Annotated in this window: 16 protein-coding genes; 2 read left to right on the plus strand and 14 right to left on the minus strand. The window is 60.6% G+C overall.

The features are described from left to right. Positions 1-36: 36 nt before the first annotated feature. The 13 genes from VD17_RS13360 to leuC form a co-directional block, all read right to left on the minus strand. Entirely contained in the window at positions 37-597 is a 561-nt protein-coding gene (locus tag VD17_RS13360; protein WP_033061843.1) for a CvpA family protein, read from the minus strand. A gap of 98 nt (positions 598-695) precedes the next feature. After that, positions 696-1,355, minus strand: coding sequence for an SPOR domain-containing protein (locus VD17_RS13365; protein ID WP_046054215.1), 660 nt, complete (start codon positions 1,353-1,355; stop codon positions 696-698). Continuing rightward, on the minus strand, positions 1,339-2,646 hold the full coding sequence (gene folC, locus VD17_RS13370) for a bifunctional tetrahydrofolate synthase/dihydrofolate synthase (RefSeq protein ID WP_046054216.1): 1,308 nt from the start codon (positions 2,644-2,646) through the stop codon (positions 1,339-1,341). Before folC ends, VD17_RS13365 begins: the two co-directional genes overlap by 17 nt. Beyond that, positions 2,643-3,563: an acetyl-CoA carboxylase, carboxyltransferase subunit beta gene (gene accD / locus VD17_RS13375; protein WP_033061847.1), complete on the minus strand. Its 921-nt coding sequence runs from the start codon at positions 3,561-3,563 to the stop codon at positions 2,643-2,645. The genes folC and accD overlap by 4 nt, the downstream gene beginning before the upstream one ends. A 182-nt stretch (positions 3,564-3,745) precedes the next feature. Next, on the minus strand, positions 3,746-4,366 hold the full coding sequence (locus VD17_RS13380) for a phosphoribosylanthranilate isomerase (protein ID WP_046054217.1): 621 nt from the start codon (positions 4,364-4,366) through the stop codon (positions 3,746-3,748). A gap of 63 nt (positions 4,367-4,429) precedes the next feature. After that, on the minus strand, positions 4,430-5,254 hold the full coding sequence (gene truA, locus VD17_RS13385; RefSeq protein ID WP_033061849.1) for a tRNA pseudouridine(38-40) synthase TruA: 825 nt from the start codon (positions 5,252-5,254) through the stop codon (positions 4,430-4,432). A 309-nt stretch (positions 5,255-5,563) separates the two neighbouring features. Next, positions 5,564-8,410 carry a FimV/HubP family polar landmark protein gene (locus VD17_RS13390; RefSeq protein WP_046054218.1) on the minus strand — a complete coding sequence of 949 codons (2,847 nt, stop codon included), beginning with the start codon at positions 8,408-8,410 and terminating at the stop codon, positions 5,564-5,566. A gap of 207 nt (positions 8,411-8,617) precedes the next feature. After that, a complete protein-coding gene (locus VD17_RS13395; RefSeq protein WP_046054219.1) occupies positions 8,618-9,628 on the minus strand; it encodes an aspartate-semialdehyde dehydrogenase in 1,011 nt (336 codons plus the stop codon). A gap of 273 nt (positions 9,629-9,901) precedes the next feature. Beyond that, positions 9,902-11,014, minus strand: coding sequence for an aspartate-semialdehyde dehydrogenase (gene asd / locus VD17_RS13400; protein WP_033061853.1), 1,113 nt, complete (start codon positions 11,012-11,014; stop codon positions 9,902-9,904). A gap of 69 nt (positions 11,015-11,083) precedes the next feature. Next, the gene (leuB, locus tag VD17_RS13405) at positions 11,084-12,166 is read right to left on the minus strand and encodes a 3-isopropylmalate dehydrogenase (protein ID WP_046054220.1); all 1,083 of its coding nucleotides are present in this window, start codon (positions 12,164-12,166) and stop codon (positions 11,084-11,086) included. A gap of 65 nt (positions 12,167-12,231) precedes the next feature. Beyond that, positions 12,232-12,999 carry a class I SAM-dependent methyltransferase gene (locus VD17_RS13410; RefSeq protein ID WP_046054221.1) on the minus strand — a complete coding sequence of 256 codons (768 nt, stop codon included), beginning with the start codon at positions 12,997-12,999 and terminating at the stop codon, positions 12,232-12,234. 136 nt (positions 13,000-13,135) lie between these two features. Then, positions 13,136-13,780 carry a 3-isopropylmalate dehydratase small subunit gene (gene leuD / locus VD17_RS13415; RefSeq protein ID WP_046054222.1) on the minus strand — a complete coding sequence of 215 codons (645 nt, stop codon included), beginning with the start codon at positions 13,778-13,780 and terminating at the stop codon, positions 13,136-13,138. Positions 13,781-13,790: 10 nt separating this feature from the next. Continuing rightward, on the minus strand, positions 13,791-15,209 hold the full coding sequence (gene leuC / locus VD17_RS13420) for a 3-isopropylmalate dehydratase large subunit (protein WP_008151269.1): 1,419 nt from the start codon (positions 15,207-15,209) through the stop codon (positions 13,791-13,793). Between the two features lie 306 nt (positions 15,210-15,515). Between leuC and VD17_RS13425 the strand changes: the two genes are divergently transcribed. Beyond that, entirely contained in the window at positions 15,516-16,406 is an 891-nt protein-coding gene (locus VD17_RS13425) for a LysR family transcriptional regulator (RefSeq protein ID WP_008151271.1), read from the plus strand. Between the two features lie 65 nt (positions 16,407-16,471). Next, on the plus strand, positions 16,472-19,750 hold the full coding sequence (locus tag VD17_RS13430) for an EAL domain-containing protein (RefSeq protein ID WP_046054223.1): 3,279 nt from the start codon (positions 16,472-16,474) through the stop codon (positions 19,748-19,750). Positions 19,751-19,825: 75 nt separating this feature from the next. Here the strand turns inward: VD17_RS13430 and VD17_RS13435 are convergent, their stop codons facing one another. After that, complete coding sequence (locus tag VD17_RS13435) at positions 19,826-20,272, minus strand: Hsp20 family protein (RefSeq protein WP_046054224.1); 447 nt, start codon at positions 20,270-20,272, stop codon at positions 19,826-19,828. Between the last annotated feature and the right edge of the window lie 47 nt (positions 20,273-20,319).

Here is a 20,319-nt window from a genome sequence, read left to right on the forward strand (position 1 = left end):
GCAACCCCTACTTAATGGATCTGAACTGAACACAACTCACTGAGGCGTTTTGGCCATCGGCAAGAGGTGCTCCTTGAACGGTATCTCAGCGGGTATGCTGATACCGCTGGCAAGCCACTGACTGCTCCACCCGAGAATCAGGTTTTTGGACCAGTCTGCGACCAATAGAAATTTTGGCACGAGCTGTGACTCTTGCCACCACCCGTCCTGCTGTACCGGCCCCAGGCTCAACAGCCCGACCGCCACGACCACCAGCAACACGCCACGCGCGGCGCCGAAGGCCATGCCGAGGAATCGATCGGTCCCGGACAGCCCGGTGACGCGAACCAATTCGCCGATAAGATAATTGATCATCGCACCCACGATTAACGTGGCGACAAACATGATGGCACAGCCCGTGATCACACGGGCCGACGGCGTTTGGATGTATCCGGCGAGGTACTCGGACAATGAACCACCGAACATCCAGGCGACGACTCCTGCGATGATCCAAGTCACCAGCGACAGTGCTTCTTTGACGAAGCCGCGGCTCAGACTGATCAATGCGGAGATGGCGACGATTGCAACGATCGCCCAATCAACCCAGGTAAATGGCACAGTGCAGCCTACAGACGGATAAGGCGGCGCATTTTAGCAGAGCGCATGGCTATCGGTAAGCTGCGATTGTCAGTGCATTTCAAATCGGGGCGATAGTTTTAGCCACGCTCAGGCTGGAAACGCACCACAAAACCCTTGAGGTTCTGCTGGCGGCTCAACAAGTCACGCAGACGATCGGCTTCTGCACGCTCGATCAGCGGTCCGACAAACACCCGATTCTTGCCGTCGGCAGTACGAATGTAGGCGTTGTAGCCCTGGCTGCGCAGGGATTTCTGCAGGCTTTCTGCACTTGCACGGCTCGACAGGCTGGCCAGTTGCACCGACCAACTGACCGACAGGCCATTGGCATCGACGCGGCTTTGAGTCGTGTCCGGCTTGCCCGGTGCAGCTGTAATGGGCTGGCTAGGTGCAACTGTTGGTTTGTTGACTGGTGCCGGAGCTGGCGCGACTGGTTTGGCAGCAGGTGCAGGCGCAACCGGAACACTTGCGGCAACCGGCGTGGACGGTGCTTCTTGCTGAGCGATTTCATCATCACTCGGCACAGGCTCCTGAGGCAGCGCTTGCGGCTCAGGCACCACCACCGGCTCGACCTGAACTTGCGGCACCGCAGGCGCTTGCGGCGCAGCCGGGGCTTCAACCGTCACTTGACGCTGTTCGTCCTGACGGGAAAACAGCATCGGCAGGAAAATCACCGCCAGCGCCACCAGAACCAGGGCGCCAACCATGCGCTGTTTGTATGCCTTATCCAGCAATGCCATTTGCCGCTTCCTCCGTGGAGCGCCGGGCCAGCCATTCAAGGGCCTCGGCGACACAATAAAATGATCCGAACAACAGAATCTCGTCGTCGCTCGTCGCCAGCGCGCACTGCCCTTCCAGGGCGGCGGCCACGCTGTCATAGGATGTTACCGAGGCACCAAGGTTCTGCAACGCCGCGTGCAAATCGGCAACCGGGCGTGCTCGCGGTGAATCCAGCGGCGCGACGGCCCATTGCTGGACACTAGCATTCAATTCACCGACAACACCATCCAGATCCTTGTCCGCCAGCAATCCGAACACCGCCAGACGCTTGCCGGCTGGTGGTCGGCTGGCCAAACGGCGAGCCAGGTACTCGGCCGCATGCGGGTTATGACCCACATCCAGCAACAGGTTCAGGCGCTTGCCCTGCCAGTCGAACTGACGGCGATCGAGGCGACCGACCACCCGAGTGGCTTTCAGCGCAGCAATAATTTGTGCATCCACCCAAGGCAACCCGAGTAACAGGTAAGCCTGCAACGCCAGCGCGGCGTTTTCCATCGGCAGATCGAGCAACGGCAAATCGTGCAGCTCGACCACTCGCCCTTGAGCGTCAAGACCGCGCCATTGCCAGTTGTGATCGGTGATGCCGAGGTCAAAATCGCGCCCACGCAGGAAAAACGGGCAATTGAGCTCGCGCGCTTTATCCAGCAGGGGTTGTGGAGGACTCAGGTCGCCACAGAGCGCAGGCGCGCCCTGGCGGAAGATGCCGGCCTTTTCGAACGCTACGGACTCGCGGGTATCGCCCAGATAGTCCGCGTGATCGACACCGATGCTGGTGACCAGCGCCATGTCGGCATCGACCACGTTGACCGTGTCCAGACGCCCGCCCAGACCGACTTCCAGCACCACCGCATCGAGACTGGCGTGTTGAAACAGCCAGAACGCCGCGAGGGTGCCCATTTCGAAGTACGTCAGGGAAGTGTCGCCACGGCCCGCCTCGACCGCTGCAAAGGCTTCGCACAGCTCGGCGTCAGAGGCTTCGACGCCATTGACCTGCACCCGCTCGTTGTAACGCAGCAGGTGCGGAGAATTGTAGACACCGACGTTCAGGCCCTGCGCCCGCAGCAACGAAGCCACGAATGCGCAGGTAGAACCTTTGCCGTTGGTGCCGGTGACCGTGATCACCCGAGGCGCCGGCTTGCCCAGTCCCATGCGGGACGCTACCTGTTGCGAGCGCTCCAGGCCCATGTCGATGGCCGAAGGGTGCAACTGCTCAAGGTAGGCGAGCCACTCGCCAAGGGTACGTTCGATCATATGTTGGCGGGTACCGGTGGAACCACGATTGGCTCGATTGGCGCGGCGACGAATTTCGGCGTCGGCAGGCCCATCATTTGTGCCAGCAGATTGCCCAGACGCGGACGCAGCTCCTGACGGTGAATGATCATGTCGATTGCGCCGTGCTCCAGCAGGAATTCGCTGCGCTGGAAGCCTTCCGGCAGCTTTTCACGCACGGTTTGTTCTATAACGCGCGGACCAGCGAAGCCGATCAGGGCTTTCGGCTCACCGACGATCACGTCGCCGAGCATCGCCAGACTGGCGGAAACACCGCCGTAGACCGGGTCGGTCAGCACGGAGATGAACGGAATGCCTTCTTCACGCAGACGCGCCAGCACCGCAGAGGTCTTGGCCATTTGCATCAGGGAGATCAGGGCTTCCTGCATCCGCGCACCGCCGGAAGCGGCGAAGCAGATCATCGGGCAACGGTTTTCCAGCGCGTAGTTGGCGGCGCGAACAAAACGCTCACCAACGATGGCGCCCATCGAACCACCCATGAAGGAGAATTCGAAGGCCGACACCACTACCGGCATGCCCAACAGGGAGCCGCTCATGGAGATCAGTGCGTCTTTTTCGCCGGTCTGCTTCTGCGCAGCGGTCAGGCGATCCTTATACTTCTTGCCGTCGCGAAACTTCAGACGGTCAACCGGCTCCAGGTCCGCGCCCAGTTCGGCACGACCTTCAGCGTCGAGGAAGATGTCGATGCGGGCGCGAGCGCCGATACGCATGTGGTGGTTGCACTTGGGGCAAACGTCCAGGGTCTTTTCCAGCTCCGGACGATACAGCACAGCCTCGCAAGACGGGCATTTGTGCCACAGACCTTCAGGCACCGAGCTCTTCTTGACCTCGGAACGCATGATCGAAGGGATCAGTTTGTCTACTAACCAGTTGCTCATGCTTTCTTTCTCCAGTACCGGCGGCCCGAACGCTCTGGTTCGCAGCCCCGCGTATGCCCTTGAGCTAAATTCATGTGTGTGGCGATGATCGATGGGTTGCCGGATCAGCGAAACGTGACCTGCGTACACCCCAAAAACCCTCAGCCATGCCTGTGGACGGCGGCAGTGTGCCAGCCGTCACATCAGCTACCGCGTACCGCTTTAATGAATGCCTGAATCTTTGCGTGATCCTTGATGCCCTTGCTCGCCTCCACCCCACCGCTGACGTCCACCGCGTAAGGCCGAACCCTTGCAATCGCCTCGGCGACGTTGTCCGGCGTCAAGCCACCCGCCAGGATGATCGGCTTGCTCAAGCCTTGCGGTATCAGAGACCAGTCGAACGCTTCACCGGTTCCGCCGGGCACGCCTTCAACGTAGGCGTCGAGCAGGATACCGCTGGCACCTGGAAACGCATCGCATGCGGCCGCGATATCGTCACTGGCCTTGACCCGCAGCGCCTTGATGTACGGGCGATTCCATTCTTCGCACTCGGCCGCGGTTTCGTCGCCATGGAACTGCAATAGGTCCAGCGGCACGGCGTCGAGGATTTCCCCCAACTCGCAGCGGCTGGCGTTGACAAACAACCCTACGGTGGTCACGAACGGCGGCAACGCCTCGATGATCGAGCGCGCCTGCTGAAACGTCACGGCCCGGGGGCTTTTGGCGTAGAACACAAATCCGATCGCATCAGCCCCGGCCTCGACCGCCGCCAACGCATCTTCTATGCGGGTAATCCCACAAATCTTGCTGCGAACGGCCGACATGTCGATAGAACCCCAAGGTAAATCCGAGAAAGTCCCGGATGGTAACAAAAGCGTTCGAGGGCGTCAGCCGTCAAGTTCCGAGAAACCGGTCAAGAAGTGCGGCCCAATGTAACGCTCGGGCAATTCGAACTCGTCACGGTACTCGACCTGCACCAGGTACAGGCCGTACGGATGCGCCGTCACCCCGCCAGAACGACGGATCCGGCTTTCCAGCACTTCTTTCATCCACTCCACCGGGCGCTCGCCGGCACCGATGGTCATCAGCACGCCCGCGATGTTGCGCACCATGTGGTGCAGGAACGCACTGGCGCGGATGTCCAACACGATCATTTTGCCGTGGCGCGTGACGCGCAGGTGATGCAGCTCCTTGATCGGCGACTTGGCCTGACACTGGCCGGCACGGAAAGCGCTGAAGTCGTGGGTGCCGACCAGGTACTGCGCCGCCTCGGCCATGCGCTCGACGTCCAGTGGACGGTGGTTCCAGGTGATTTCTTCGTTCAGGTGCGCCGGGCGGATCTGGTCGTTGTAGATCACGTAGCGATAGCGCCGGGCAATCGCCTTGAACCGCGCGTGAAAATGCGCCGGCATGACTTTGGCCCAGCTGACACTGACGTCGTGGGGCAAATTGATATTGGCGCCCATGACCCAGGCTTTCATCGAACGCTCGACCTGAGTATCGAAATGCACCACCTGACCGCACGCATGCACACCGGCATCCGTACGCCCGGCGCAGAGCAGCGACACCGGTGAGTCGGCGACTTTGGACAAGGCGTTTTCGAGCGTTTCCTGCACCGTGAGCACGCCAGAGGCCTGGCGCTGCCAGCCGCGATAGCGCGAGCCTTTGTATTCAACGCCCAACGCGATGCGGAAAAAGCCGTCGGCCACCATTTCGGCGGCCGGATTATCTATATTTGCCAAGGAGTGACAGCCTGCTGATGTACGCAAAGGCGGGCATTATAAGGCCGCCGGACCGGGACGCCAGTACAACAGGCGGTACTGCGTTGAATGTGACGCCCTCATCGCGAGCAAGCTCGCTCCCACAGGGATTGGCGTCAAACAAAATAGTTTGAGCAACGCCGATCCAATGTGGGAGCGAGCTTGCTCGCGATAGCGGTCCGACAGACCCCATCACCCCCCCGCTGAAACAAAAACGGCAGCCTCGATGGGCTGCCGTTTTGTTTACGCCTTACCGATCAGTCAAGCCAGACGCGAAAGCATTTCCTTGGCTTCGCTCTTCTGACCTGCATCACCTTCGGTCACCACCTCATTGAGGATGTCCCGGGCGCCGTCGGCGTCGCCCATGTCGATGTAGGCCTGGGCCAGATCGAGTTTGGTCGCGACTTCGTCAGTGCCGGAAAGGAAATCGAATTCCGGCTCGTCAGCTGCGGAGGCCATGGCGTCTTCCGCCGTGAAGCTCGGCTCGCCAAGACTCTGGGACAGACGATCGAGCTCGGCGTTGACGTCATCCAGTTCGGCTGCAAACGCGTCCGGAGCGTCTGGCGCGTCCATTTCATCAGCCAGCGACAGGTCGAAATCGGCTGGCAGCTCCAGATCGTCCAGCGCAACCTCGGGAGCAGCCGGCGCTTCTGCGGCAGGTAAATCCAGGTCCTTGACGCCTTCATCCAGGCTCAACAGGAAGTCATCTTCGGCCAGGGTCGCCGGCGAGGCATCCCCACCAAGATCCATATCCAGGTCGAAGTCCGACAGGTTATCGAGGTTTTCCTTGATGTCGGTCTGCTGCTGCAACACCGACTCGAAGCTCAGGTCATCGTCCAGCGGGAACTCGTCCAGCTCTGCCGCAGACACTGGCTCTGCTTCTGGTTCTGGTGCAACCACCGCTGGAGAGGCAGCTTCAAGATCATCCAGGCTTAAATCGAAAGCACTATCAAGGTCATCGGACTCTGGTTCTGGCTCTGGTGCAACCACCGCCGCAGAGGCAGCTTCCAGGTCATCCAGGCTTAAATCGAAAGCACTGTCGAGGTCATCGGACGCTGGTACTGGCTCTGGCTCAACCACAGCCGGAGTGGAAGCGTCCAGATCATCCAGGCTCAAATCGAAGGCACTGTCGAAGTCATCGGGCACTGCCGGTGCCGACGCTTCAGGCTCGTCCTGCAGCAGATCCTTGACGTATTGCGCGTCCAGTTCGGCAGCGATCGCAGCGGCTGCGATACCACCGGCTGCCGCAATCACCATGGCCGGGAAGCGGCTCTTGAGTTTTTCGACCTGAGCAAAGTTGTCGCCATTGGCCACCAGTTTGCGTTCCTGGGCAACGAATGCATCGCGGTCGCCTTGCTGACCGTAGACTTCCATCAGCTTAAGGCGCAGGTCACTGCGTTGCGGCTCTTGCTTGATCCCGTCTTCCAGCAAGGCAGCCGCCTGATTCAGACGACCGGCAGTGATGTGCGACTGCGCCTTGGTCAATACGTCGTCATCGCGCTCGCCAGCAGGCGAAACCAATGGCGCGGCGATCGGCGGCGTTACCACCACAGGAGCAATTACCGGCGCTGGCGCGGGGGCCGGGGCTGGTGCAGGCGGTGGCGTCGGGGTTGGCGCGGTAGCGAGTTTCACGCTCGGCGGCGGCACTTCCAGGTCTTCGAAGATGCCTTTTGGCAGGTCGAGTTCAGCGGAGAACGCCTGCTCCTCGGCCAAGTCACGGGCCATGCGCAAATGCTTCTCGGCTTCTTGCTGGGCTTTGCGGCGACGCGCCAGCAACAGCAGCAGCAACAGCGCCACCACCGCCCCGCCACCTGCCAGACCTAGCAGCCACGGATTGGTCAGCAGTTCTTTGAATTGCTGATCGTCGGATGCTGCCGGCGTCGGCTCGACTGGCGTCTCGGCCGGAGCCGGTGCCGGAGTGGCCTCGGGCGCAGCAGCCTCAGGTGCAGGTGTTGCCGGAGCCGCTTCCGTAGGCGCTGCCGCAGGATTGGCCGCCAGTTCGGCTGACATTGCCGGAGCAGTCGCACCGGGTGCCGGCGCATCCGCCGCGCCTTCAGCCTGCAACTTGGCCAGCTGATTGTTCTTCAGCTCGATCAGGCGCTGCAGCTTGTCCATCTGACTTTGCAGATCGGTCATGCGGCTTTTCAATTCAGCGTTGTCACGACGGCTCGTGTCGAGGTTTTCCTTGGTCACGGCCAGCTTGTTGCTCAAGTTCTTGGCGTCGCCCGCGGCGCCTTTGCCGCCGGCCTTGCCGGCCTCGGCGGAGACCAGACTCAGCTTGTCTGTCGCCGCTTGCGACGAAGGGCCTTCACCGCGAGCGCGTTTGGTAGCATCGAGCTGTTGCTGTCCGGTCCCGGGCTTCGCTACATAGCGACGCCCCTGACGCCACGCAGTGTTCTGCGCGGTAACTTCAGCAATGGCTTTCGGTTGCGGCAGGCTGGTGCTCTGCGCCTGATCCGGCATACGCAGCACCTGACCGGCTTTCAACCGGTTGATGTTGCCGTCGATAAAGGCATCCGGGTTCAACGCCTGGATAGCCAGCATGGTTTGCTGGACCGAGCCGCCATTGCGCGTCTTCGCAGCGATTTCCCACAGGGTATCGCGCGGCGCGGTGGTGTATTGGGTTGCTTTGGTGCCACCGGTCACCGGTGCGGTGATGGTTTGCGTCGGTGCAGGCTGCGCAGCCGCATCGGCGGTTTGCGGCGAGAATTTGGACGGATCGAGCAGCACGCTGTAATCGCGTAGCAGGCGACCGCTGGGCCACATCACCTGAACCAGGAATTTCACCATGGGTTCGGAGAGGGGCTTGCTGGATGTCACACGCAGGATGCTTTTGCCGCTGGCGTTGAGCACCGGGGTGAAGGTCAGGTCATTGAGAAACGCCTGGCGATCGACACCGGCCTTGGTGAAATCTTCGGGCGAAGCCAGGCTAGGCACCACTTCGGCAGCGGTGAGGTCCTTGACGTCGAGCAACTCGATTTCTGCCACCAGGGGCTGGTTCAGCGTCGACTTCAGGGTCAATTCCCCGAGCCCGAGGGCATGCGCCATACCGGAGGACAGCGCCGAGGCGGCCGCTATTGCTAACACCAGTTTGCGAACTTGAACCATAGCCTCATCCTTTGTTTGAACATTCCTCGGCCAGCGAGAAGGTGTTGATAGTCGCTGCCGTAAGGCATTGCGCGCGGCGGCGAAGAGTCGTCGCGCGCGATCATTTCATTCATGTCACGCAAAGCCCCGGAGGGAGCCTGCTTTCAGCAGTCCGGCCAAGCATAGCGCCCGGCTGGATTCATTCGACAAATTGTTGCCAAGTATCTTTTACAGGAGGTCTTTTATCAACAATTCAGCCACCTGCACAGCATTGAGCGCGGCGCCTTTGCGTACGTTATCTGACGTCAGCCACAAATTAAGTTCCGACAGGTCGTCGATCCCGCTGCGAACCCGACCAACGTAGACCACGTCCTGCCCTACCGCATCGCCTACCGGTGTCGGGTAATCGCCGGCTTCCACCAGCTCTATACCGGGCGCGTCTTCCAGGGCGGCGTTGACTTTTGCCAGGTCGATGTCGCTCGATGACTGCAAGGTCACGTTAAAGCTATCGCCAAAAAACACCGGGGCTTGAATGCAAGTGACGGAAATCTTTAATAAAGGTAGCGCCATGACCTGACGCAACTCGCGTACCAGGCGTTTTTCCAGCAGCGTGTGACCCTGATCATCAGGCTTGCCCACTTGCGCCAGCAGGTTGAAGGCCATCTGCCGATCGAAGAAGGTCGGCTCCAGCGGACGCACATTGAGCAGCTCGGCCGTTTGCCGTGCCAGCTCAGTGACGGCTTCGCGACCCTGGGCGGAGACGGCCAGGCTGGCGGTCAAATTGATGCGTTGCAGATCGAGCAAACCGAGCAACGGCGCCAGCACGACCGCCAGTGTGGTGGCCGAAGGGCTTGGGCTGCTGACCTGGAACGGCTTTTTCAAACCGGCCAGCACCTGTGTATTGGCTTCAGGCACGACGTGTGGCGCCTGATCAGCCGGCAAGGCCCCGGACAAGTCGATCAGCGAGCAACCGGCGGCCGTGGCACGCGAAGCGAAACTCAGGGTTACCGCCGGGCCGGCAGCGAAGAACACCAGCTGGACTTTACTGAAGTCGAACTCATCGACTTCCCGCACCCGCACGTTCTTGCCGCGAAACGGCACCGAATGCCCGGCTGATTCGCTGCTGGCGAGCAGGTGCAGATTGCCGACCGGGAAGTCGCGCTCTTCGAGAATCTGCACGAGCGTTTCGCCGACAGTACCGGTGGCGCCGATCACGGCGATATCAAAGGACTGGCTCATGGTTCTACCTCTGGCGAAACGGGGGGAGCGGCACTTTACCGGGTGGTTGGGATGCAGGCAATTCTGCCTGGGATTTGCGGTGGTCGACCCGGCGCCATCGCGAGCAGGCTCACTCCTACAATGTTCGATGTCGATCAGAAATCATCTATACACCCTCACCCCCTGTAGGAGTGAGCCTGCTCGCGATGAGGCCAGACCAGACAACCGATAAATCACAGGCATAAAAAACCCGCGCCTTTCGCAAGGCACGGGTTCTTTTATTGCTTCAACCGATCAACGCTCAAGCAGGATCCGCAGCATGCGACGCAGCGGTTCGGCCGCGCCCCACAGCAGTTGGTCGCCGACGGTGAACGCGCCGACGTACTGCGTACCCATGTTCAGCTTGCGCAAACGGCCAACCGGTACGTTCAGGGTGCCAGTGACTTTCGTCGGGCTCAGTTCCTGAATGCTGGCTTCGCGGCTGTTCGGCACCAGTTTGACCCATGGGTTGTGCTGGCTGATCAGCCCTTCGATGTCGGCGATCGGCACGTCTTTGTTCAGCTTGATGGTCAGCGCCTGGCTGTGGCAGCGCATGGCGCCGATGCGCACGCAGATGCCATCGACCGGGATCGGGCTCTTGAAGCGACCGAGGATCTTGTTGGTCTCGGCCTGGGCTTTCCACTCTTCGCGGCTCTGACCGTTCGGCAGTTCCTTGTCGATCCACGGGATCAGACTGCCGGCCAGCGGTACGCCGAAGTTTTCGGTCGGGTACGCGTCGCTGCGCATGGCTTCGGCCACACGGCGGTCGATGTCGAGGATCGCGCTGGCCGGGTCGGCCAGTTGATCGGCGACAGCGGCGTGGGTCGCGCCCATTTGCTTGATCAGTTCACGCATGTTCTGCGCGCCGGCACCGGAGGCCGCCTGATAGGTCATGGCGCTCATCCACTCGACCAGACCGGCTTCAAACAGACCGCCCAGGCCCATCAGCATCAGGCTGACGGTGCAGTTGCCGCCGATATAGTTCTTGGTGCCCGCGTCGAGCTGCTGGTCGATGACCTTGCGGTTCACCGGGTCCAGCACGATCACCGCGTCATCCTGCATGCGCAGGCTGGAAGCGGCGTCGATCCAGTAACCCTGCCAGCCGGCTTCGCGCAGCTTCGGGAAGACTTCGCTGGTGTAGTCGCCACCCTGGCAGGTCAGAATCACATCGAGGGTTTTCAGCTCATCAATGCTGTAAGCGTCCTTGAGCGGAGCAATGTCCTTGCCCACGGACGGGCCTTGGCCACCGACATTGGAAGTGGTGAAAAACACCGGCTCAATAAGATCGAAATCCTGCTCTTCCAGCATCCGCTGCATGAGCACGGAACCGACCATACCGCGCCAACCGATCAGACCTACACGTTTCATCGCAACTACACCTTCTTTAAAAAGTGGGCCGCTGCTTTCAAGAGTGAAAGTTGCAGCGGGCCCGAGAGATTACAGATTCCGCAGCGCCGCGACTACTGCGTCGCCCATTTCCTGCGTACCGACTTTAGTGCAACCGGTCGACCAGATGTCGCCAGTGCGCAGGCCTTGGTCCAATACCAGACTGACGGCCTTCTCGATCGCATCGGCCGCATCCTGCAGATTGAAGCTGTAACGCAGCATCATCGACACCGACAAAATGGTCGCCAACGGGTTGGCAATGCCCTTGCCAGCGATGTCCGGCGCCGAACCGTGGCACGGCTCGTACATGCCTTTATTGTTGGTATCCAGCGACGCCGACGGCAGCATGCCGATGGAACCGGTGAGCATCGACGCTTGGTCGGAAAGAATGTCGCCGAACAGGTTGTCAGTGACGATCACGTCGAATTGCTTCGGTGCACGCACCAGCTGCATGGCGGCGTTGTCGACGTACATGTGGCTCAGTTCGACCTCAGGGTAATCCTTGGCCACTTGCTCGACGATTTCACGCCACAGCTGGCTGGAGGCCAGTACGTTGGCCTTGTCCACCGAGCACAGCTTCTTGCCGCGCACCATGGCCATGTCGAAACCGACACGGGCGATGCGACGGATTTCGCTTTCGCTGTACGGCAGGGTGTCGTACGCCTGACGCTCGCCGTTTTCCAGGGTGCGAACGCCACGTGGCGCGCCGAAGTAGATGCCGCCGGTCAGTTCACGGACGATCAGGATGTCCAGGCCAGCCACGATTTCAGGCTTCAGGCTCGACGCCTCGGCCAGTTGCGGATACAGGATCGCCGGGCGCAGGTTGCCGAACAGGCCCAGTTGCGCACGAATCTTCAGCAGGCCGCGCTCAGGGCGGATATCACGCTCGATGGTGTCCCATTTCGGGCCGCCCACAGCGCCCAGCAGTACAGCGTCGGCTGCGCGTGCACGGTCCAGGGTTTCGTCAGCCAGCGGCACGCCGTGCTTGTCGATGGCGGCACCACCGATCACGTCATGGCTCAGCTCGAAGCCCAGGCTGTACTTGTCGTTGGCCAGCTCCAGTACTTTGACTGCTTCGGCCATGATTTCCGGGCCAATACCGTCACCTGGGAGAATCAGAATCTGCTTGCTCATGCTTTCCTCATGTCATCAGTCGGTGCGCCCTTGAGCGCACCCGGAAAAAGTCTATCGCTTGGCGGCTATCGTTCAGCCATCAGCACCAGCACATCGGTACTGAACGAACCATCGGCCTCAATCTCAAAATACTCGCGTACTTCATTACCCATCGACTGCTGCAACTCGAGGATTGCCGCGCGCATCACCTCGGGTGTGCGCATGCGCTCGACCCAGGAGGTGTACTCCAGTCGCAGCCGTTGACGGGCGGTGCTGCGGGTATGCAACCCCGCTTCGCTGACCTGACGCAACCACTCGCCGGCGGAATAATCGCGCACATGGCTGGTGTCGCGCAGCACTTCGACGCTTTGCAGGTAAGTGTCGAACAACGGACTGCCCGGTGACAACACGTCGACGAACGCCGCCACGCCACCCGGCTTCAGCACCCGACGAACTTCTCGCAGGGCCAGGCCGAGATCGCTCCAATGGTGCGCCGAATAACGGCTGAAGACGAAATCGAATTCACCATCGGCGAATGGCAGGCGCTCGGCGGCGCCCAGCACGGTGGAGACGTTGGTCAGACCGCGCTCGACGGCGGCACCCGCCACCACGTCGAGCATCTGTTGCGACAGGTCGTACGCCACCACTTCCTTGGCCAGCGAGGCCACGTGAAAACTTACGTGACCGGCGCCGCAGCCCAAGTCCAGCACACGGGCATCGCCCTGCCCTGCCAGTTCAGCCTGTAGCAGTGCGAATTCAGTGCCTTGCGCGTGAACGGCGCTGCTCAGATAGGCCGAGGCCTGTTCACCGAATTGCTTTTGTACAACTTGGCTGTGCTGGGCGTTGCGGGTCATGGGGACTTCCTTTTTGGGGTGAGTCTTGGGGTGTCTATTCTGGCCTCATCGCGAGCAGGCTCGCTCCTACAGGAGAACGCATTTCAAATGTAGGAGTGAGCCTGCTCGCAATGGCGCGATCATGCCTTACGCAAAATCAGGCGTCGCGAAACAACCACGGCTGGCTCGCACGGTGCTTGGCCTCAAACGCCGCGATCGCTTCGTGGTCCTGCAAGGTCAGGCCGATGTCGTCCAGGCCGTTGACCAGGCAATGCTTGCGAAACTCGTCAAGTTCAAAGCGGTAGACCTTGCCGTCAGGCCGGGTCACGGTCTGGGCTTGCAGGTCGATCTTCAACTCGTAGCCAGGATTCGCCTCGACCTGCTGGAACAGCTCATCCACTTCAGCGTCGGTCAAGATGATCGGCAGCAAGCCGTTCTTGAAGCTGTTGTTGTAGAAAATGTCGGCGTAGCTCGGCGCAATGATGCTGCGAAAACCGTACTCTTCCAGCGCCCACGGCGCGTGTTCGCGGCTGGAGCCGCAACCGAAGTTCTCGCGGGCCAGCAGCACACTGGCGCCTTGATAACGCTCGGCGTTGAGCACGAAATCCTTGTTCAACGGACGCTTGGAGTTGTCCTGGTAGGCATAGCCCACGTCCAGGTAACGCCATTCGTCGAACAGGTTCGGACCAAAACCGGTGCGCTTGATCGACTTCAAGAACTGCTTCGGAATGATCTGGTCGGTGTCGACGTTGGCACGGTCCAATGGCGCGACCAAACCGGTGTGTTGGGTAAAAGCTCTCATGTGCGGTTCCTCAGATCAGTTCGCGAACGTCGATGAAACGACCGTGGACGGCAGCCGCCGCGGCCATGGCCGGGCTGACCAGGTGCGTACGGCCACCGGCGCCCTGACGCCCTTCGAAGTTGCGGTTGGAGGTCGAAGCGCAATGCTCGCCCGACTCCAAACGGTCCGGGTTCATCGCCAGGCACATCGAGCAACCCGGTTCACGCCACTCGAAACCGGCTTCGAGGAAAATCTTGTCCAGGCCTTCGGCCTCGGCTTGCGCCTTCACCAGGCCCGAGCCCGGCACCACGATGGCTTGCTTGATGGTCGAAGCGACTTTACGGCCCTTGGCGATCACCGCCGCAGCGCGCAAGTCTTCGATCCGCGAGTTGGTGCAGGAACCAATGAAGACGCGGTCCAGTTGAATGTCGGTGATTGCCTGATTGGCGCTCAAACCCATGTATTTCAAGGCGCGTTCGATGGAACCGCGCTTGACCAGGTCCATTTCCTTCGCCGGGTCCGGCACGTTCTGATCAACCGCCAGGACCATCTCGGGCGAAGTGCCCCAACTGACTTGCGGCTTGATCTGAGTGGCGTCGAGTTCGACGACGGTGTCGAACACCGCATCGGCGTCGGAAACCAGGTCTTTCCAGGCTTCGACCGCCATGTCCCATTCCGCGCCTTTCGGGGCAAATGGACGGCCCTTGACGTAAGCCACGGTTTTTTCGTCGGCAGCCACCAGGCCAACACGTGCGCCGGCTTCAATGGACATGTTGCAGATGGTCATGCGGCCTTCGACGGACAAGTCGCGAATGGCGCTGCCGGCGAACTCGATGGCATGGCCGTTACCGCCGGCGGTGCCGATCTTGCCGATGACGGCGAGCACGATGTCCTTGGCGGTCACGCCGAACGGCAACTTGCCTTCGACCGACACCAGCATGTTTTTCATTTTCTTGGCGACCAGGCACTGCGTGGCGAACACGTGCTCGACCTCGGAAGTCCCGATGCCGTGGGCCAATGCACCAAACGCGCCGTGGGTCGAGGTGTGCGAGTCGCCGCAGACCACGGTCATGCCCGGCAAGGTGGCACCCTGCTCCGGACCGATCACGTGAACGATGCCCTGACGCACGTCATTCATTTTGAATTCAGTGATGCCATATTCGTCGCAGTAGTCATCGAGGGTCTGAACCTGCAAACGCGAGACCTGGTCGGTAATCGCTTCGATGCCGCCCTTGCGATCAGGCGTGGTCGGTACGTTGTGGTCCGGAGTGGCGATGATCGAGTCGACGCGCCAAGGCTTGCGCCCGGCCAGACGCAGGCCTTCGAAAGCTTGGGGCGAAGTCACTTCATGGATGATGTGGCGGTCGATATAGATCAGCGACGACCCATCGTCGCGCCGTTTCACTTCATGGGAATCCCAAAGCTTGTCGTAAAGCGTTTTGCCGGCCATCAGACGGTCCTCATCAGCGTGTTTCTATGCCGGAGAGGTCTGTGTAGCGAGTTTTGTTAGTCAACTTCGGCGCCAGTAGCCCACATCCTGCGTTGCTGCTCCTCGCCATAGCGAGCTATGACTCGTCGCAGCGCCTTGGCTATGGACTTCTGGCATCCGAATTTGAACTAACAAACTCGCCACACAGACCTCTGGGTCTTGAACAATTCAATAACCCCTTGGCTTGTGAGGTCGATCCTAGGGGGTTACATTAAATAACTCAAATTCATATTTTTTATGCTTTGGATAACCAACTGGAATACTGCAATGGACCTCGCCAACCTCAATGCTTTTATCGCGATTGCCGAGACCGGTAGCTTCTCCGGCGCTGGTGAACGGCTGCACCTGACGCAACCGGCCATCAGCAAGCGCATTGCCGGGCTGGAGCAGCAATTGAAGGTGCGCCTGTTCGATCGCCTGGGCCGTGAAGTGAGCCTGACCGAAGCCGGACGCGCCTTGCTGCCGCGGGCCTATCAGATTCTGAATGTGCTGGATGACACCCGCCGCGCCCTGACCAACCTGACCGGCGAAGTGACCGGCCGCCTGACCCTGGCCACCAGTCACCACATCGGCCTGCACCGCTTGCCCCCCTTATTAAGGGAATTCACCCGACGTTACCCGCAAGTAGCGCTGGATATTCAGTTCCTCGATTCGGAAGTGGCCTACGAAGAAATCCTCCATGGCCGCGCTGAACTGGCGGTCATCACCCTGGCGCCGGAGCCCCACGCACTGGTCAAGGCCACGCCGGTGTGGGACGACCCGCTGGACTTCGTGGTCGCCCCGGAGCACTCGCTGATCAGCCACGGCCCGGTCAGCCTGGCGGACATTGCCCTGCACCCGGCGGTTTTCCCCGGCGGCAACACCTTTACCCACCACATCGTCCGGCGCCTGTTCGAAGCTCAAGGCCTGACGCCGAACATCGCCATGAGCACGAATTATCTGGAAACCATCAAGATGATGGTCTCTATCGGCCTGGCCTGGAGCGTGTTGCCGCGCACCATGCTGGATGATCAGGTTGCGCGAATACCTTTACCAGGCATACAACTCACTCGCCAGCTAGGCTATATCCTGCACACAGAAAGGACGCTGTCGAATGCGGCACGGGCCTTCATGGCCTTGCTGGATGCACAAATCGATCTGCCAGGGACTCTCGGCTAAGCTGTGCTACTTCTATAGAGCCTCGAGTCACTGAAACTGACACCCCACTCAGCCAAGGCTTGCCAATGCCGAAATCTGTTGACCGTATTCCGCCGATGCCGCGTATACAGGCGCTTGACCCAAAACGGTCGGAGCAGAGCTGGGAAAGCGCCCCACAATTGCTGGCTGCCCTCAACGGTGCACGTTTGGGCGCCTGGTATTGGGACATCGAACGTGGGCAGATCAGCTGGTCGCGGGGTACCCAGGCGCTGTTCGGCTTCGATCCCCGGCAACCGTTGCCGGCGGATCTGGAATACCTCGACTTGCTGCCGCCAGAGGATCGGGCGAAAACCATTCGCGCCTTCGACGCGGTGATCGCCGGCGCCCCGCTGGAACAGGCGATGCATCACCGCATCCGCTGGCCCGACGGCAGCCTGCACTGGCTGGAGATCAACGGCAGCCTGCTGCCGGACAAACACGGCCGGCCACGCATGATTGGCGTCATCCGTGAAATCACCCACCAGCGCCAGCGCGAACAGGCGTTGAGCAGCTCGGAAAAACGCTTCGCCACGCTGTTCCACCTGTGTCCGAACATGGTCCTGCTGACTCGCCAGGAAGACGGGCTGATCAGCGAAGCCAACCAGTATTTCGAAAGCCTGTTTGGCTGGCCAGTGCAGAACGCTATTGGTCGCACCACCCTGGAACTGGGCCTCTGGGTGCATCCGGAGCAACGGGAGCGACTCGTCGCCGCCACCAAGGCCAAGGGCGAACTGGTCAGCATGGAGGTGCAATTTCGAGCCAGCAACGGCCAGATCCACGACGGCATCCTCAGCGCGCAAAAGGTCGAGCTCGAAGGCCAGCCTTATCTGCTGAGTACGTTCCTTGACACCACCGAACGCAAAGCCGCCGAACATGCCCTGAAAGACAGCCAGGAGCGCCTCGACCTGGCGCTGGATTCAGCGCAACTCGGCACCTGGGACTGGCACATTCCCAGTGGCATGCTATACGGCTCGGCACGCGCCGCCCAGTTGCACGGGCTGGACCCCATACCTTTCCATGAATCCTTCGACGATTTTTTCGAAGGCGTGCCCGGCGAAGAGCGCGACACCATGCGCGATGCCTATCGCAGCCTGCGAGAAGGCCCTGCCGGCAATTATCAACTGACCTACCGCGTGCAACTCCCGGACGGTAGCTCGCGCTACCTGGAAAGCCGCGCCCGGCTCTATCGCGATGAAAACGGCGCCCCGCTGCGCATGGCCGGTACGCTGCTCGACATCACCGACCAGGTGGAGCGGGAGCAGTTGCTGGTGGCGTCCGAAGAGAAGTTCGCCACCCTGTTCCAGGTCAGCCCGGACCCGATTTGCGTAACCCGTCAGGACACCGGCCAATTTATCGAGATCAACTCCAGCTTCACCCAGACCTTCGGCTGGAGCACCACCGACGTGATTGGCCGCAGCGCCGACGAAATCGGTCTATGGGACGCTTCGGCGCAAAGCCTGCGACGGATCGAGCAGGTCATCCGCGAACAGGGTCTGAACAACGTGGCGATCCTCGTTCAGCACAAAGACGGGCAAGCCCTGACCTGCGTGATTTCCAGCCGCCAGATCAGCGTTGGCGACCAGCCGTGCATCGTCACCACCCTGCGCGATATCACTCAGCAGCAACGCTCGGAAGCCGCGCTCAAGGCCAGCGAAGAGAAGTTCGCCAAGGCTTTCCACTCCAGCCCCGACGCCATCACCATCACCGAGCGCGACACCGGGCGTTATCTGGAGGTTAACGATGGCTTCTGCCGCCTGACCGGCTACCGCGCCGATGAAGTGGTCGGCCGCACGGTGTACCAGGTCGGCATCTGGGCCGAGGAAAAACAACGTTCGGCGCTGCTCGCCGAACTCCAGATCAAGGGCCGGGTGCATCACCAGGAAATGCTCGGGCGCAATAAACGTGGCGAATTGCTGACCGTCGAAGTCTCGGTAGAACCGATCACCCTCAACGAAACCGCCTGCCTGCTGCTGACCGCGCGGGACGTCAGCCTGCTGAAAAACGCCGAAGCGCAGATCCGTCACCTGGCCTACCACGACCCCTTGACCAACCTGCCCAACCGCGCCCTGCTGATGGATCGCCTGAGTCAGCAGATAGCCCTGCTCAAGCGCCACAACCTGCGCGGCGCCCTGATGTTTCTCGACCTTGATCACTTCAAGCACATCAATGATTCGCTCGGTCATCCAGTGGGCGATACCGTGCTGAAAATCATCACCGCGCGCCTCGAAGCCAGCGTGCGCATGGAAGACACTGTCGCGCGTTTGGGCGGTGACGAATTCGTGGTGCTGCTCAGCGGGCTCGAAGGCTCGCGCAACGAGGTCAGCGAGCAAGTCCTGCAACTGGCGGACACCTTGCGTGAACTGCTGTCGGAGCCGATGTTCCTCGACGGACAACGCCTGCAAGTAACCCCGAGCATCGGCATCGCGCTGATTCCCGATCACGGCTCGACCCCGACCGACCTGCTCAAACGCGCCGACATCGCCCTCTACCGGGCCAAGGATTCGGGCCGCAACACCGCGCAGATGTACCACAACACCATGCAGAAGGCGGCGAGCGAACGCCTGCGCATGGAAACCGACCTGCGCCTGGCCCTTTCCCGGGGTGAGTTCCGCGTGCACTACCAGCCTCAGGTGGACGCCCGGAACGACCGCATCGTCGGCGCCGAGGCGCTGGTGCGCTGGAACCATCCGGACCTCGGCGCGCAATCGCCCACCGAGTTCATCAAGGTGCTGGAGGACAGCGGACTGATTCTGGAAGTGGGTACCTGGATCGTCGACGAAGCCTGCAGCGCCTTCAGGCAGCTGATTACCAAGGGCCTGATAGACCCGCTCGATTTCAGCCTGTGCGTCAATATCAGCCCACGGCAATTTCGTCAGAATGACTTTGTCGAACGCATCGAACACAGCCTCCTCAGCCACGGTCTGCCCTGCTCGCTGCTGAAACTGGAAATCACCGAAGGCATCGTGATCCAGAACCTGGAAGACACCATCAACAAAATGCGCAGCCTGAAAAAACTCGGCGTGAGTTTCGCCATGGACGATTTCGGCACCGGTTATTCCTCGCTGACCTACCTCAAGCGTCTGCCGGTCGACACCCTGAAAATCGACCAATCGTTCATCCGCGACGCCACCACCGACCCCAACGACGCCGAGATCATCCGCGCCATCGTTGCCATGGCCCGCAGCCTGGAATTGAAAGTGATTGCCGAAGGGGTAGAAACGCCGGAGCAACTGGAGTTCTTGCAGGGGCTGGGCTGCCATTTTTATCAGGGGTATTTGCACAGCCCGCCGCTGCCGGTGGAGGACTTCCAAAAGCTCCTTAAATAACGCCGGAGCGCATGAAACAATCTGGATGACGGGCACAAAAAAGGGCGCCAGTGGCGCCCTTTTCATTGCTCTGCCTTAGTGCTGCAGAGCCGGCTTTTGCGTCCCGTTGATCGGGATGCGTTTGGCTTTCGCCTCTTCCGGAATCACCCGCAACAAGTCGATGCTCAACAAACCGTTGCTCAGGCCGGCGGCCTTGATTTCGATATGGTCCGCCAGACGGAAGGACAGTTTGAAAGCACGCTGTGCGATGCCTTGGTACAGATAAGTGACGGCTTCGCTCGCGTCACGCTTGCCACCACTGATGGTCAGCACACCTTTTTCCACTTGCAGCTCCAGGTCTTCTTCCTGGAAGCCGGCGGCCGCTACGACGATGCGGTATTGGTCGTCGCCGTGTTTTTCCACGTTGTAGGGTGGGTAGGTGCTGCCTGGCTCGTTGCGCAGGGCGGTTTCGAACAGGTCATTGAAACGGTCGAAACCTACCGAGGAACGGAACAGTGGTGCCATGGAAAATGCAGTACTCATGATTCAAATCTCCTGAAACATATCAGCAAGTTTTTTTGTCTCCGCGA

The organism is Pseudomonas fluorescens, from assembly GCF_000968015.1.
Taxonomy (GTDB): Bacteria; Pseudomonadota; Gammaproteobacteria; order Pseudomonadales; family Pseudomonadaceae; genus Aquipseudomonas; species Aquipseudomonas fluorescens_W.